General features: G+C 57.8%; 15 protein-coding genes. 1 reads left to right on the top strand and 14 read right to left on the bottom strand.

The genetic code is table 11. The annotated features are described in order from the left end of the window. Window positions 1-108: 108 nt before the first annotated feature. The 3 genes from JIF53_RS00625 to JIF53_RS00635 form a co-directional block, all read right to left on the bottom strand. Window positions 109-432 carry a hypothetical protein gene (locus JIF53_RS00625; protein WP_199451589.1) on the bottom strand — a complete coding sequence of 108 codons (324 nt, stop codon included), beginning with the start codon at window positions 430-432 and terminating at the stop codon, window positions 109-111. A gap of 929 nt (window positions 433-1,361) precedes the next feature. Further along, window positions 1,362-1,568 carry a hypothetical protein gene (locus JIF53_RS00630; protein ID WP_199451590.1) on the bottom strand — a complete coding sequence of 69 codons (207 nt, stop codon included), beginning with the start codon at window positions 1,566-1,568 and terminating at the stop codon, window positions 1,362-1,364. A gap of 310 nt (window positions 1,569-1,878) precedes the next feature. Beyond that, window positions 1,879-2,352 carry a hypothetical protein gene (locus tag JIF53_RS00635; protein WP_323127131.1) on the bottom strand — a complete coding sequence of 158 codons (474 nt, stop codon included), beginning with the start codon at window positions 2,350-2,352 and terminating at the stop codon, window positions 1,879-1,881. 732 nt (window positions 2,353-3,084) lie between these two features. On the opposite strand from JIF53_RS00635, the gene JIF53_RS00640 reads away from it, so the two are divergent. After that, window positions 3,085-3,807 (top strand): SGNH/GDSL hydrolase family protein, encoded by a 723-nt coding sequence (locus JIF53_RS00640; protein WP_199451591.1) that lies wholly within the window; start codon window positions 3,085-3,087, stop codon window positions 3,805-3,807. A 1-nt stretch (window position 3,808) separates the two neighbouring features. On the opposite strand, the gene JIF53_RS00645 is transcribed toward JIF53_RS00640, so the two are convergent. The 11 genes from JIF53_RS00645 to JIF53_RS00695 all read right to left on the bottom strand — a co-directional run bounded on the left by JIF53_RS00645 (window position 3,809) and on the right by JIF53_RS00695 (window position 14,885). After that, complete coding sequence (locus JIF53_RS00645) at window positions 3,809-4,804, bottom strand: branched-chain amino acid ABC transporter permease (protein ID WP_199451592.1); 996 nt, start codon at window positions 4,802-4,804, stop codon at window positions 3,809-3,811. A 2-nt stretch (window positions 4,805-4,806) separates the two neighbouring features. Beyond that, window positions 4,807-5,694 carry a branched-chain amino acid ABC transporter permease gene (locus JIF53_RS00650; protein WP_014420873.1) on the bottom strand — a complete coding sequence of 296 codons (888 nt, stop codon included), beginning with the start codon at window positions 5,692-5,694 and terminating at the stop codon, window positions 4,807-4,809. A 111-nt stretch (window positions 5,695-5,805) separates the two neighbouring features. Continuing rightward, complete coding sequence (locus tag JIF53_RS00655; protein WP_014420872.1) at window positions 5,806-7,014, bottom strand: ABC transporter substrate-binding protein; 1,209 nt, start codon at window positions 7,012-7,014, stop codon at window positions 5,806-5,808. Between the two features lie 72 nt (window positions 7,015-7,086). Beyond that, entirely contained in the window at window positions 7,087-7,809 is a 723-nt protein-coding gene (locus JIF53_RS00660) for an ABC transporter ATP-binding protein (protein ID WP_014420871.1), read from the bottom strand. Further along, window positions 7,806-8,612: an ABC transporter ATP-binding protein gene (locus JIF53_RS00665; RefSeq protein ID WP_023012164.1), complete on the bottom strand. Its 807-nt coding sequence runs from the start codon at window positions 8,610-8,612 to the stop codon at window positions 7,806-7,808. Before JIF53_RS00665 ends, JIF53_RS00660 begins: the two co-directional genes overlap by 4 nt. 79 nt (window positions 8,613-8,691) lie before the next feature. Then, a complete protein-coding gene (locus JIF53_RS00670) occupies window positions 8,692-9,117 on the bottom strand; it encodes a PaaI family thioesterase (RefSeq protein WP_022993499.1) in 426 nt (141 codons plus the stop codon). Beyond that, window positions 9,114-10,763: an AMP-binding protein gene (locus JIF53_RS00675; protein ID WP_199451593.1), complete on the bottom strand. Its 1,650-nt coding sequence runs from the start codon at window positions 10,761-10,763 to the stop codon at window positions 9,114-9,116. The genes JIF53_RS00670 and JIF53_RS00675 overlap by 4 nt, the downstream gene beginning before the upstream one ends. A 126-nt stretch (window positions 10,764-10,889) precedes the next feature. Next, on the bottom strand, window positions 10,890-11,777 hold the full coding sequence (mmsB, locus tag JIF53_RS00680) for a 3-hydroxyisobutyrate dehydrogenase (protein WP_199451594.1): 888 nt from the start codon (window positions 11,775-11,777) through the stop codon (window positions 10,890-10,892). Between the two features lie 47 nt (window positions 11,778-11,824). After that, a complete protein-coding gene (locus JIF53_RS00685; protein WP_199451595.1) occupies window positions 11,825-12,898 on the bottom strand; it encodes an enoyl-CoA hydratase/isomerase family protein in 1,074 nt (357 codons plus the stop codon). A 12-nt stretch (window positions 12,899-12,910) separates the two neighbouring features. After that, window positions 12,911-13,690: an enoyl-CoA hydratase gene (locus tag JIF53_RS00690; RefSeq protein ID WP_199451596.1), complete on the bottom strand. Its 780-nt coding sequence runs from the start codon at window positions 13,688-13,690 to the stop codon at window positions 12,911-12,913. A 28-nt stretch (window positions 13,691-13,718) separates the two neighbouring features. Then, on the bottom strand, window positions 13,719-14,885 hold the full coding sequence (locus JIF53_RS00695; protein ID WP_199451597.1) for an acyl-CoA dehydrogenase family protein: 1,167 nt from the start codon (window positions 14,883-14,885) through the stop codon (window positions 13,719-13,721). Window positions 14,886-14,904: the final 19 nt, after the last annotated feature.

Raw genomic sequence — 14,904 nt, forward strand, 5'->3', positions numbered from 1 at the left:
ATCACCAAACCCTTGATTACCAAACGCCCGATGAGGTGTACTACGGGCAACCCATATCTCTGGCAGCCTGAGCCAGGGAAACAACCGGATCATAGCTTAGGGACACCATCAGGTTGTCCAACTGATTGGGTCCACCTCAGACACCGTCGCCGCAGCTAAAAACGGGGCCATGAGTATGAGCAAAGAGACTCGATACTCCTTTAGCGACTGATAAGTCCAATAGGCAGCAACAAAAAAGGAAGCCACCCCTACCCCGTGGGCCCACTTACCCGAGAACTCAGCGAGTCCTGTGCGCCCTGGTAGCGTCACATTGTCGAAATAGAATGCCACCGTACCGGCAACCAGGAACACAAAACTGAACAAACTATTAATGAACGACCAGCGCCGACGATAATAGCTAGCATCCCTGATGACTGGATCAAACTTCCACAATGCACGGCTCTCCAGATTGCCAGTGTGGTTAACGCCGCCAGCATGCGCGGCTGCGAAATGGAGGCGAAGCCGCAATGTAGTAGGCGTCGCCGTGCCTGGCTTTGTTAAATTCAGTCTGACTGATTGCCATAGAGCCGGGCCCCATGAACGATGTGCACATAGAAAAGAAGGGGCACAAAAATGAGAAAAGCCAAACCAACGATTCCCTGATGCTCTAAGGCCTGTCGATAAGTTGGCTTAACAGATCCGAAGGAACCGATGTAAAAAACCAGTCTGGACACTGTAACAAAGGGCCAGGCCACAACCAGAAACATCATCCAAAGCACCGAAGCAACTAGGAAAGATTGGGCAAGCGACTCCAGAGTGCTGACGAATCCAGATCCAGTGTCTTGCATAGGCTTCCTTAAATTTAACGCGAAGGTAACCGGCGCCGGAGCGCCAGCGGAGGGAACCAAAAGCTGTAAGCTTTTGGCGTCCGGTTGACCGCCTGGTTAGTGGCCGGTCACCACCAAGGTCTGCCTTGGCACTCAACGCTGCATGCCCTCTCCCGAACACCTTGCACCAGCCAGGCGGATGGCGAAAGGAACCAGAACGCAAACCGCACCAACCCGATTACCATTTGAACTGGACGGCCCCGCGACTGGGGCACGCCATGAATAACTATGCTGCGTGTGATGTTGGCAACCAACCCGGACAGCCACTTTTCCGGCCTTGGCCATCACCAACACAGGCGGCTTTGCAGCCAAGCCCGATGCCAAGGCCCTTGCACTGAGCCCGCAAAAAAAGAGGACGGCCCAGGCCAATAACGATGTATGTTCATCTGCCCGAGCGAAGCGAGGGTCGGATGAACGCTTGCAGCATGCGCGCCCACGAAATGAAGCCAAAGGCGAAATGTAGTGGGCGTCGCTGTGCCTGCTCTGGTTAGCTGTTTAGTCCATCATGTCGTAATGGTAAAAGCGGTAGAGCATTGACTCCACTTCTTTGGTCACGAAGGATTTATCGGTCATCTTTAATCGTGGGAAAAATTTCCCTTTGAAATCTTCGACGTCCTCGCAATAGCTCTCACCTTTAGAGCTTTCGGCACCTCTCTCAAAATATCGTTTCCTGGCGTGGCCGCATCCCGCTGCAGCTTTCATGATTGATCCAAGGTCCTTCTTAATATCATAAGTGCTTCTAAACGGTTTCGGAGAGAACCAACCTGTGTAATCCCTATTCATTAGGTCTCGCAGATAACTATCAAGCTCATACGAGTATCCATGTGAGGAGCCAAACGAAATTATAAAAAAGGGAATCATGATCCATGCTTTTTTCATCATCGACTTATCGCCTTATTATAAATTTTCCCTTTAAAGCTAACGCCGAAGCACAGCGGCGACCTTGGAGTGGCGACGAAGGAGCCACGTAAAGGGCGTCCGGCGGCCATCGGCCGCGTACTGCTGCGACTTGTTAATTGGATACTTCAATGTACCACTTCGGTTTGATACGCCCGAAATCTGTACGAGTGTTGGATTTCAGTGCTTTCTTGGAATCCAACACCTTTGCTTCGCCATGCTCCCTGATAAAAACAACCCAATGCCAGAATGGGTTACCTTGCTCGGTGTGCCATTTGATAGCCAACAACGCTTTATCCGGTAGACTTTCCCATGCTTTGAATGGTGTTTCTTTGGGCGAAACGGTGATGCCAAATTCACGAAGTAGTGTCCGAACATGTTCTGTTTCTGACCAAAGCGTTGTGTCTGCCGCATAAATGCCCAGCGCGTTTGCCTTTTGTTTGGCCTCCGCGTAACTGACACCGGCGAGAGCGGCACTTGCAGCAATACCGCAACCGGTTGGTTCTTCCTGAATGACAGGTTCCATAGCTTTACCAATTAACGCTAAGCTAAACGGCACAAAAGGCTGTGGTAGAGTGAAACGAACCACGGTTTTTTGTGTCCGGCGCAGCCCCGCAGGTGCGGAGCGTATTTGAGCGCATTGTTATGTGCGCTATTTGATATAGTTCCTATTAATATAATCACACCATTGATCCGTATTCTTTGGCGGTACGTCCGGATTGCCGCGAATTCCGAGCTTAAACTCTACTACTGATCGCCATTCGCCAGAGCCCAAATCCGGCCCATGCCCTCTGCCGTCTCCAGTTGTCACTTGCTTTTCCACTTGCGAATACCAATCACTGGTACAAGTCTTTTTGTGAATGTCGCTGCTTAATGCACACCCAACAGTTGAGGTGAACAAAAAGATTAGAGCAGAAGATTTTAATATTTTACCCATTTATACGACCCTTGGATTAGCATATAACAGCTAATTATACGAACGCGTTCGTATAACACGCATTCGTATAACTCCAAAAAACGCGGCTCTCAAAAGCCCCAGCTTCGCCAATAAAATCAGCAGATTACCTGAATCCACCACGGCTACCGCCGGAGTTATACGCTCGTGTTTGAGCCACCCCTGCTCCAGATTGGGGGCGTATAACTCCGCACGCCCCGATATTCCTTTTCAAACTTATCAGAAGGTTAGCAACATTTCCCGGTACCTGCCCGGAGTTTTGCGAACGCGTTCGTATAATTCCGGGCTTTATGTTGTTTCTGGCTGGTTTGGCATGGGGGAATCCTGCAATACTTGGGCTTTACCCTCGCTGAAAGAGACTCCTTTATGCACGCGCCTTTCTGGCTGACTACGGCTTTGCTGTTTCCGGTGTTGCTCTATCAGGGCAAGCGCACCCGGCGGGTGACGCCACGGCTGCCAGAGGCCACTGGGGATTGCGCAGGCCAGTACGGCGAGGGAGAGCCCGTTTTCCGGTTACTGGTACTGGGCGAGTCCACTGCGGCGGGCGTGGGGGTTGAAAACCACGCCCAGGGTCTGGCAAGCCAGTTGGCGTTGCAGTTACATCAACGCACCGGGCTCTGTATTGGCTGGTCTACCTTTGGGGTGAATGGTATTCGGCTGGGTGCCCTGCTTGATGCGCTGGGCACTGCCGACTTGCCACCGGCAGATGCGGTATTACTGAGCATGGGGGTAAACGACACTACCGGTTTCACCCCACGGTTCCGGTTTCGCCGGCAACTGATTCAGCTCCGCGAAACCCTGGCAACCCGGTATCAGGCGCCCATTACGTTGCTCAGCGTGCCGCCCATGGACAAATTCTCGGCCTTGCCGGCACCCCTGCGCCAGGTTATGGGATGGCGGGCGCGGCAGTTGGACAGGGTGTATCAGGTGCTTGCGGCAAGGAACCCGGACGATTTCCGGTATCTGGGTTACCCCACGGTGTCAGACCCTGCCCTGCTCGCCCGGGACGGCTACCACCCGAGCGACAAGGGCTACCGCGCTATCGCGCAGGCGTTGGCCGAACAGGACTGGGGGCTGCCGCCCCCGTAACTCATCCCAGGTTCTTGCGCATAAATTTCTGCAGCTCGCCCACAATCCCGCTGCGGAAGGCCAGTACCGTCAGCACAAAGATGCCGCCGAGGATCGGGTCTACCCAGTCGCGCAGCGGCCCCTGGGACAGCTGGTATTCAATGTTCACCACAAAGGTGGCGCCCACCACCGGCCCAAGCAGCGTACCCATGCCGCCCACCAGGGTCATCAGGATGACCTCGCCCGACATATGCCAGTGGGCATCATTGAGAGACGCCAGCTGGAACACCACGGATTTCATGGAGCCGGCCAGGCCCGCCAGCGCGGCGGAGATCACAAAGGCCAGGATCTTGTAGCGATCCACGTTGTAACCCAGCGAGACCGCCCGCGGTTCGTTCTGCTTGATGGCTTTCAGGATCTGCCCGTACGGGCTGCTGACAATGCGCTGCACCAGCAGGTAACAGGCGATAAACACCACCAGCACGAAGTAGTACATGTTGAGGTTGTCTTCGAGGTTAATCAGACCAAACAGCTCGCCCCGGGGGATACCGTGCATGCCGTCTTCGCCGCCGGTGAATTCCGACTGCACAAAGAAGAAGAACACCAGCTGTGCCAGCGCCAGGGTCACCATGGCAAAGTAGATGCCTTGCCGGCGGATCGACAATAACGCAAAGGCCAGTCCTAACAAGGTGGCCATGGCGGTACCGGCAATGATGCCCATCTCGGTGGTCAGGCCGGAGAAGTTACTGAGCAGGTAGCCCGTGGTGTAACCTCCGGTGGCCAGGAAAGCGGCATGGCCGAAGGACAGCAGGCCGGTAAACCCGAACAGCAGGTTAAAGGCCACCGCAAACAAGGCAAAACACAAGATCTTCATCAGGAAGACCGGGTACATCACGAAGGGCGCGGCCAGCAGCAACAGCAGCAGCACGCCGTTCACCATCAGTTTCTTGCGGTCCTGGATCTTTTGCTGCTCGACAATGGCCTTGTGGATATCGGCAGGATTAACAGGCTGGTTCATGATTATGCCTCCTTACCGAACAGGCCGGTGGGTCGAATCATCAGCACCAGGACCATCACCAGGAAGATAACGGCCGAGGACGCTGGCGGGTAAAACGTTTTGGTGAGGCCTTCGATCACGCCCATCAGGATGCCCGTGATTATGGCCCCGCCAATGGAGCCCATGCCCCCGATCACCACCACCGCAAAGACCACGATGAGAATGTTGGACCCCATCACCGGAGTTACCGAATAAATGGGTGCCGCCAGCACACCGGCGAAAGCCGCCAGCATGACGCCGAATCCGTAGGTCAGGCTCACCAGCAAGGGTACGTTAATGCCGAAGCCCTGCATGAGCTGTGAGTCTTCTGTGCCTGCCCGGAGGTAGGAGCCCAGTTTGGTTTTCTCGATGATGAACCAGGTGCCAAAACACACCAGCAGAGCCACCACGATCACCCAGGCCCGGTAGTACGGCAGGAACATGAAGCCGAGGTTGATACCGCCTTTGAACATATCCGGCATGGAATAGCGTAGCCCGGACACGCCGTAGATATTGGTGAGCACGCCCTGGATGATCAGGGCCACCCCGAAGGTGAGGAGCAGGCTGTAGATATGATCCTGGCCGGCAATGCGCCGGAGCAGGAAGTATTCGATGAGCATACCGAAAGCGCCAACCAGTACGGGAGCGACGAAGAGCGCGACCCAGTAATTGACGCCCAGCAGGTCAAACAGAACCACGGTGACCAGGGCACCGAGCATGTACATGGCGCCATGGGCGAAGTTGATGATCTTCAGCAGACCGAAGATAACCGCGAGGCCAAGGCTTAACAGGGCGTAGAAGGCGCCGTTGATAATCCCGATCAGCAGCTGGCCAGACAGCACAGCAAGGGGGACGCCGAAAATCATGGTCATGTTGCTAACTCCACAAGCAGCGCAGACGTTGTTTTTGTTGGGGTGTTCGTCCGGGCGGGTACCCGGCGCCGGTCGCGCTTGGAGACCGGGCACCGGGTAATTCCCCGTTGCTTAGTTCACCAGCTTGCACTTGCTCTCAGAGAGCGGGCGGTAGGCTTCATCCGCCGGAATCGTCCGCAGGATCTTGTACAGATCCCATTCATTCTTGGACTCAGCCGGGGTTTTCACTTCCGCCAGGTACATGTCATGCACCATACGGCCGTCTACCCGGATTTTGCCGTTCTTGGCAAACATGTCGTTGATGGGTGTATCCATCATCTGTTTGCGCACTGTCTGGGCATCATCCGAGCCGGTGGCGGCCACCGCATTCAGGTATTGCATGGTGCTGGAGTAAATGCCGGCATGAACCATGGTCGGGCGTACGCCGGTTTCTTTCATGAAGCGATCAGACCACTCGCGGGTTTCGTCGTTCATGTCCCAGTACCAGCCGGTCGTCAGCTGGATGCCTTGCGCGGTTTCCGCACCGAGGGCATGGACGTCGGTAAGGAACAACAGCAACGCCGCCAGTGTCTGGCCCGCCTGGGTTACCCCGAACTCACTGGCGGTGGTGATGGCGTTGGTGGTGTCCGCACCGGCATTCGCCAGGCCGACCACATCCGCTCCCGAGGCCTGGGCCTGGAGGATGAACGAAGAGAAATCCTGGGTCGGGAACGGATGGCGCACGCTGCCCACAATCTCGCCGCCGTTGGCCTCAACCACGCGGGTAACATCGGCTTCCAGGGCGTGGCCGAAGGCGTAGTCGGCGGTCAGCAGATACCAGGTCTTGCCGCCTTCCTTCACCACTGCACTGGCTGTACCATTAGCCAGCGGATAGGTGTCGTACACATAGTGAATGTGGTTGGGTGTGCAGTGTTCGTTAGTGATGCTGGAAGCCGCCGAACCGGAAATGATGCCCAGCCGGTCGTTCTCTTCCAGGATCTTGCTCACGGCGATGGACACCGAGGAAGCCACCATACCGGCCACCAGATCCACCTTGTCGTTTTCCACCCAGCGGCGAACGGTGCTGGAGGAGGTATCCGGGCTGTTGCGGTCGTCAGCACTTACCACTTCAATCTTGGCACCATTGACGGTGCCGCCAAAATCCTTGATCGCCATTTCCAGGGCGGTCAGGCCATTGGGGCCGGCCAGGTCCCGATAGGTACCGGACATATCGGCCAGGTAGCCAATTTTCACGGTGTTATCCGAGATCGCCGCCTGGGCACCACTGGCCATCAGAGCTGATGCAACGGCTGAGGTCAGAAGCTTTTTCATCATTGTCATTGTTGTTTCTCCGCTACTGTCTTGCGTTGGTTCGGGTTGTTGTTGCTTTTATTACTCTCGTTCTATCCGGGGTCAGACCCCCAAATAGCCATCCAGCACCGACTGTTTGGCACTCAGTTCGTTGGCGCTGATTTCTTCCACAATCTGGCCGTGTTCCACCACGTAATGTCGGTCGGCCAACGGCGCGGCAAAGTGGAAATTCTGCTCCACCAGAACAATGGTCAGGCCCTTGTTCTTCAGAGCTATCAGGACTTCCCCCAGTTTCTCCACGATCACCGGGGCCAGGCCTTCGGTGATTTCATCCAGCAACAGCATGTTGGCGCCGGTGCGCAGAATGCGGGCCATGGCCAGCATCTGTTGTTCGCCACCAGAGAGCTTGGTGCCCTGGCTGAAGCGGCGTTCATAGAGGTTGGGGAACATGGTGTAGATTTCTTCCAGGCTCATGCCACCGCTGCGCACCACCGGCGGCAGGGTGAGGTTTTCCTGCACGCTGAGGGAGGAAAAAATGCCCCGATGCTCGGGGCAATACCCGACACCCAACCTGGCAATGTGGTGTGGCGCGCACTGCATGGTTTCTTCGCCGTTGATCATGATGGAGCCGGTGCGCCGGCCCACCATGTTCATGATGGCTTTCAGCGTGGTGCTGCGCCCGGCGCCATTTCGGCCGAGCAGTGTGACCAGCTCGCCCCGCTGAACCACCATGTCGATGCCGTGCAGAATGTGGGATTCGCCATAGAATGCGTGCAGGCCGGAAATGCGCAGCTGCTCGTATTCGCGGTCCGGATTCTTGCTCATTGGGCCGCCTCCACGTTTTCGCTGGTGGTGGCCTGTGACCCCCGCTCGCCGCTGCCATCACTGCCCATATACACCTCGCGCACACGCGGGTCGGCGGAGACCGTCTGGTAATCGCCTTCAGTCAATACTGCACCCTGGGCGAGCACGGTGATGCGGTCGCACAGCTTGCTGACCACGCTCAGGTTGTGCTCCACCATCAGTACCGTGCGGCCCTGGGCGGCCTTGCGCACCAGTTCCACTACGCGGTCAACGTCTTCCGAGCCCATGCCCTGGGTGGGTTCATCCAGTAGCAACAGCTGGGGTTCCATGGCCAGGGTGGTGGCCAGCTCCAGCGCCCGTTTGCGGCCATACGCCAGCTCTACCGTGGTGGTATTGGCGAACTCGGCCAGGCCGACGGACTCCAACAGCTCCATGCAGCGCTCGTTGAGCTTGTGCAGGGAGTTGCCGGATTTCCAGAAGCTGTAGGAGGAGCCCTCTGCGGTTTGCAGGGCCACGCGAATGTTTTCCAGCGCGGTCATGTGGGGAAACACGGCAGAGATCTGGAAGGAGCGAACAATGCCTTTACGGGCAATGGCGGCGGATTTCAGGGGAGTGATGTCTTCGCCGCGGTACAGAATCTGCCCGCGGGTGGGAATCAGGAACTTGGTCAACAGGTTGAATACGGTGGTCTTGCCGGCACCGTTGGGGCCGATCAGGGCGTGGATATCCCCCTGACGGATCTGGAGGTTGACGTCGTTAACGGCGACAAACCCCTTGAATTCCTTGACCAGGTTACGGGTCTCGAGAACGTACTGTTCACTCATGAGCCACTTCACCTTTTGTTATTGTTGTATTTCGCAACTAGCACACAGATTAGATTTACGTGCACGTAAACGTCAAGAACTAATTTTGATATTTCTCGGGCGGTATGGAATAGGTCATGGTGGAGTGTGCCACCGGGTCTTCCATGCCATCGGAATAGACGAAAACCTCGCCCACGCCCATGGTGCGCCCCACCTTCAACAGGGTCGCCCGTGCCCGTATCGGCGCATGTGCCACCGGCTTGCGAAGGAAGTTGATGTTCAGGTTCGTCGTCACCGCCAACGGCACCAGGCCAATCCGGCTGAGCAAGGCTGCATACATGGTGACATCCGCCAGCGCCATCATCGCAGGCCCGGATACGGTCCCGCCCGGGCGCAGGTGATCATCCTCCACGGCCAGGGTCATTTCCGCCCAGCCGTCACCCAGTGCCTCCAGGGAGCCGTATGCGGCCCCCTGGGGGAACTGAACCTCGAGGAAGTCTTTCAGCTCCTCGAAGGTCACTTTCATGCCGGCACCTCGTCCTGGGCCCGGTTGCGCAGCACGAAGCGCTGGATCTTGCCACTGGGCGTTTTCGGCAGTTCATCCACGAATTCGATCTCGCGCGGATAGGCATGGGTGGACAGGCGACGGCGAACCAGTTCCTGCAACTCCTCCTTGAGCGCCTGGTCGTCCACCGGCTCCTGGCCAGCTTTGATCACAACATAGGCTTTGATGATCGAGCCGCGCTTTTCATCGGGCTTGGCCACGACACCAGATTCGGCAACAGCGGCGTGTTCCAGCAAGGTACTTTCGACATCGGCCGGCCCCACGCGGTAGCCTGCAGTGGTGATGATGTCGTCGTCCCGGCCACTGAAAGAATAGCCGCCATCGCCATGGCAGATCACCATGTCACCGGTCAGGTAGTAGCCGTTCACGAACGGGTCTTTCTCACCCCAGGTGTAACCATCGAAATGGAACAGTGGCGAGGCTTTGATATCCACCGCCAGCTGGCCAATCTCGCCGGCCCCCACCTCTTCGTTTTTCTCGTTCAACGCCACCACGCGATGCCCGGGCGATGAGTACCCCATGGAGCCCTGGCGAATGGTGTGCTCCAGGCCATGGAAGTTGCAGCAGGTCATACCGGTTTCTGTCTGGCCATAATGATCCTTGACCGGGCAGAAGTGCCGGCGGGCAATCCAGTTGACCACTTCCGGGTTCAGCGGTTCACCCGCACTGCTGCACACCCGCAGCCCCAGGTTCTCCGCTTCCGGCAAGACCTGATCGTTCGCCTTCAACAGCCGATACGCCGTGGGCGCCGCCGCCAGGTTGGTGATCTTGTACTTGCGGATCATGTCGTAGGTGGATTCGGGGGTGAACGGGTTGGGGTTGAAATGCGTGGCGTGGCCCATCAACAGCGGGCCCGTAACGGCGTAGTACAGACCATAGGCCCAGCCGGGGTCAGCCACATTCCAGAACACATCGTCGTCGCGCAGTTCAATGGCGTACTTCATGTACACATAGAATGCCAACAGGGCTTTGGCGGGCACGGCCACGCCTTTCGCTTTACCGACAGTACCGGAGGTGAACATCTGCAGGAACGGATCGCTCCCGGTGATCATCACCGGCTCACACTGGTCTGACTGTTGGTCCAGCACCTGCTGGAAGTCTGCAACGTCCTCGCCCGTGGCGGCGGCGTTCACGCACAACACCGGCGGGCAGTTGTTGACGTCATTGAGCTTGGGATAGTTGTCCGGATCGGTGACCACCAGTTTGGTGCCGGCTTTTTCCAGGCGGTATTCAATGGCCCCGGAGCCAAACGCGGTAAACAGCGGCTGGTAAACCGCACCCAGGCGCAAGGTGCCGGCAATCACGATCAGCAATTCCGGGCCCCGTGGCAGCAGACCAGCCACCCGATCCCCCTTGGCCACACCAAGGGATTTCAGATAGTTAGCGAAGCGGGCAGAGGCTGCTTTCAGTTCAGCAAAGGTAAGCACGCCATCACCACCACCCACTTTCTCGTAAAACAGCGCAACCTTGTGCGGGTCGGAAGCCCATTTATCACAGATTTCGTGGCAGACGTTCAGGCCACTGTCCAGGCGCCCGTCCAGGATTTCCGCTTCCAGTGCGGCCGCATCAAAGTTGTCATATACCTCGTTGTAGTGCGGTAGGCTCATCGTACACTCCATTTGTTGTCGTTGTTGGTTGCACAAGATTTAGTCAGGTTTAGCACAGCCTTCACTTTACGTAAAGGTAAACTTTAGGCTAAAAAGAAAGGGCGACCTGCCATCGCCCTCCCCTGCTTACTCCGGTTTGTACAGCCGCAGAATGCTGGAGAAATCCAGCTCTCCGTTGCCCTGCCCGGCATGCAGCTGGAACAGGTTTCGGGCCAGGGAGCCCATCGGAATCGACGCCTGGTTGGCCACCGCGTTGTCGAACGCCAGGCCAAGATCCTTCGCCATCAGGTTCACCAGGAAACCGCCCTGATAATCGCGGGAGGCTGGCACACCCTCCATCACCCCCGGCCAGGGGTTATAGACATTCAGTGCCCAGTTACCGCCAGAGCTTTGTTTCATGATCTCCGAGAGTACGGCAGGGTCCAGGCCATTTTTGGCACCCAGGGCCAGGGTTTCGCTGGTGCCGGCCATCAGGATCGCCAAAAGCATGTTGTTGCAGATCTTGGCCACCTGCCCGGCACCATGGGGGCCGGCGTGGAAGATATTCTTACCCATGCCTTCCAGAATCGGCTTGGCTTTCTCGAAGGTACTCGCGTCGCCGCCACAGATGAAAGTGAGCGTGCCGGCTTTGGCACCACCCACACCTCCGGATACCGGGGCATCGATAAACGCAAGCTTTCGCTCAGCCGCCTGTTCGGCGACGTTGCGGGCCGTTTCCGGGGCAATCGTGGAAGAATCGATCACCAGCGTGTCGGCTGGCAATACAGCCAGCAGGCCATCGTCACCCAGGTAGACCGCCTCCACATGCTTGCCGGCCGGCAGCATGGTGATCACGCATTCTGCGCCCTCGGCGGCGGCTTTGCCGGAATCCGCCGTGCGGGCACCTTCGGCCACCAGGGCCTCAACTGCTGGCTTGGACAAATCGAACACGGTAACGTCGTGGCCGGCCTTGAGCAGGTTGGCCGCCATTGGCGCACCCATGTTGCCCAGGCCGATAAAGGTAATCTTGGCCATGTTGCTTCTCCTTGTTGTTGTACGGGTCGTCGCTGCACAAAGGCAGACTACTGGCTGAAAAATCCGTTAACCCAGGCGCTGTCCACTTCACTGAGTGAGGCATAGCGCCAGCGGGGCTGCATATCCTTGTCGATCAGCAATGCCCGTATGCCCTCGGCAAATTCACCTTTCTTCAGGCTGTTGTGGGACATCACCAACTCGTTGTCGAGCACCTCTTTCAGGCTGTGCAGGCGGCTGCGGTGGTAGTGCTGCCACATCAGGGCCAGGGAGGTCGGAGACGCGGCCTTCAGCCCCTTCACTGATTTGCCGAGCCAATCTTCCCGAGCCCCCAGCTCGTTCAGTTGCGCCACCACCTGCTCCAGAGAATCGGCATCGGTGGCCTGCTGGATGTCTTCAAAATGCTCACGTACGGGAGACGCGGGTAAGGCTTCACGGCTCTGCTGTTCAAACTGCCGCAGCACTGCGCTCACCACCGCCTGCGCATCCGTTCGTTGCCAATCCGCCGCTTTCAGGGCATCCACAACCTGGTCTTTCAGGCCATGGGAGATAAACCGGTCGGCCATGTTCACGAACAGCGCATCGGCGCCGTTCATGCGGGCACCGGTCAGTCCCAGAAACAGGCCCGTGCGCATGGGCATGCGGTTCAGGAACCAGCCGGCACCGATATCCGGGTACAGGCCGATGCTGACTTCCGGCATGGCGAGCTTCGAGTGCTCGGTCACCACCCGGTGAGAAGCACCCACCATCAGACCAATACCGCCACCCATCACGATGCCGTTGCCCCAGCAAACGATGGGCTTCGGGTAGGTGTGGATCTGGTAATCCAGCTCATATTCCTCGTTAAAGAAGCGCTCGCCCTCCGCCAGCTTGCCCGGCTCGGTCATGGCCCGGTACAGCGAGACGATATCGCCGCCCGCGCAGAAGGCTTTGTCACCCTCGGCTTCCAGCCAGACAGCCTGAACCTTGGGATCCTCGGCCCAGCGGCTGAGCTGGGGCTTGAGCAGGCTGATCATATCCATCGACAGTGAGTTGAGATTGCGCGGCGTGTTCAGCCGTGCCACGGCAATCAGCTCACCATCAGCGGTTTTCCATTCTTCAAATACGATTGGTTGATCACTCATAGCGAATCCGGGTTATCGGTTTTTCCAGTCGGGCTTGCGCTTCTCCAGAAACGCATTCACGCCTTCTTTCTGGTCTTCGGTATGGAACAGCTCCACGAACAGTTCACGCTCCATGCGCCAGCCGTCGCTGTGGCTGCGACCGTCGCGGGCGCTCATCACCAACTGCTTGCAGCGGGCGATGGACGAAGGGCTCTGCTTACAGGCACCTTCCGCCAGTTTCAGGGCGGCTTCCAGGCCGTTGCCGGTGGGCACCACTTCTTCCACCAACCGGATTTCCAGGGCCTTGGCGGCGGTTACCCGTTCACCACACAGAATCATGCGTTTGGCCCAACCCTCACCCACCAGCCAGGGCAGGTTCTGGGTGCCGCCGGCACAGGGCAGCAGGCCAACGCTGGCCTCCGGCAGAGCCATCTGGGCATGCTCTTCCGCAATCCGGATATCACAGGCCATGGCACATTCCAGGCCACCACCCATGGCATAACCGTTTACGGCGGCAATCGATACGCCACGGAACGCCGTCAGCGCTGCGAACGCTTCACCGAATCGTTGCGCCATGTCGTTGGCGCGAGCCCGGTCGCCGTCGGCGAAGGTTTTCAGGTCAGCACCGGCGGAGAAGAACTTTTCCCCCTGGCCAGTCACCACCAGCGCGAAGATGTTCCGGTCGGCGTTGAGCTCTTCCACGGTCGCCTTCAGCGCGGCGAGGGAATCGGCCGTCCAGGTGTTGGCCGGCGGATTGGCGATGGTCAATACCGCAATGTGGCCGCGTTTTTCCAGTTGAATCAGTTCACTCATCACAAATTCCTCTATAGTCCGTGGCCGGTTACTGGATCGCTTCGGCAACGCCGTCGTCCAGCAGCCGGCGGGCAATGATCAGGCGCATGATTTCGTTGGTGCCTTCCAGAATCTGGTGTACCCGCAAATCCCGAAGGTAACGCTCAAGCGGGTATTCCCGGATGTAACCGTAGCCGCCATGCAGTTGCAGGGCTTCGTTGGCCACCTCAAAGCAGGCGTCGGTGGCGAATCGTTTGGCCATGGCACAATGCAGCGTAGCCTCCGGGTCGCCACTGTCGAGTTTGAACGCACCCAAACGCACCATCTGCCGGGCAGCCACCAGGTTGGTAACCATGTCCGCCAGCTTGAACTGCAGCGCCTGGAAGGCCGCCAGCGGCTTACCAAACTGCTGGCGCTCGTGCATATAATTCCGGGCCCGGAGCAAGGCAGCCTGGGCACCGCCCAGGGAACAGGTGGCGATATTCAGGCGGCCGCCGTCCAGGCCCTTCATCGCAATGGCAAAGCCATCGCCTTCATTACCCACCCGATTGCTGGCAGGCACGCGAACGTCTTCCAGGGTAACCAGGCGCGTGGGCTGGCTATGCCACCCCATCTTTTCCTCATTCTTGCCGTAGGAGACACCGTCGGCATCCGCTGGTATCACGAAGGTAGAGATGCCCTTCGAGCCGCTGTCGGCGTCTCCGGTGCGCGCCATCAGAACCAGAATATCGGTTGCGCCAGCTCCGGAGATGAACATTTTGCTGCCATTGATCACATAGCTTTCACCGTCCCGAACTGCGCGGGTGCGGAGACTGGCAGCGTCGGAGCCGGCACCGGGTTCAGTCAGGCAATACGAAGCCAGCCATTCACCACTGGCCAGCCTGGGGACAATTTCCTGGCGAAGATCATCAGAGGCGAAACTTGCCACCATCCAGGTGGCCATGTTGTGGATGGTGATGAAGGCGGCGGTGGACGGGCACGCTGCCGCCAACTCTTCCACAATCACCGAGGTATCCAGGCGAGACAAGCCCATACCACCCAGGGATTCGGGCGTGTACATGCCCATAAAACCCATGGCTCCGGCTTCTTTCATGACATCGACCGGAAAAATATGCTCGGCGTCCCACTGGGCGGCATGGGGCGCCATGGATTTTTCAGCGAAGGCTCGGGCAGCATCCCGAAACGCCTGCTGGTCTTCAGTGAGATTAAAATCCATCGTCGGGCTCCTTGGTTGT

Origin of the sequence: Marinobacter sp. bablab_jr008, from assembly GCF_016464145.1 — a bacterium.
Taxonomy (GTDB): Bacteria; Pseudomonadota; Gammaproteobacteria; order Pseudomonadales; family Oleiphilaceae; genus Marinobacter; species Marinobacter nauticus.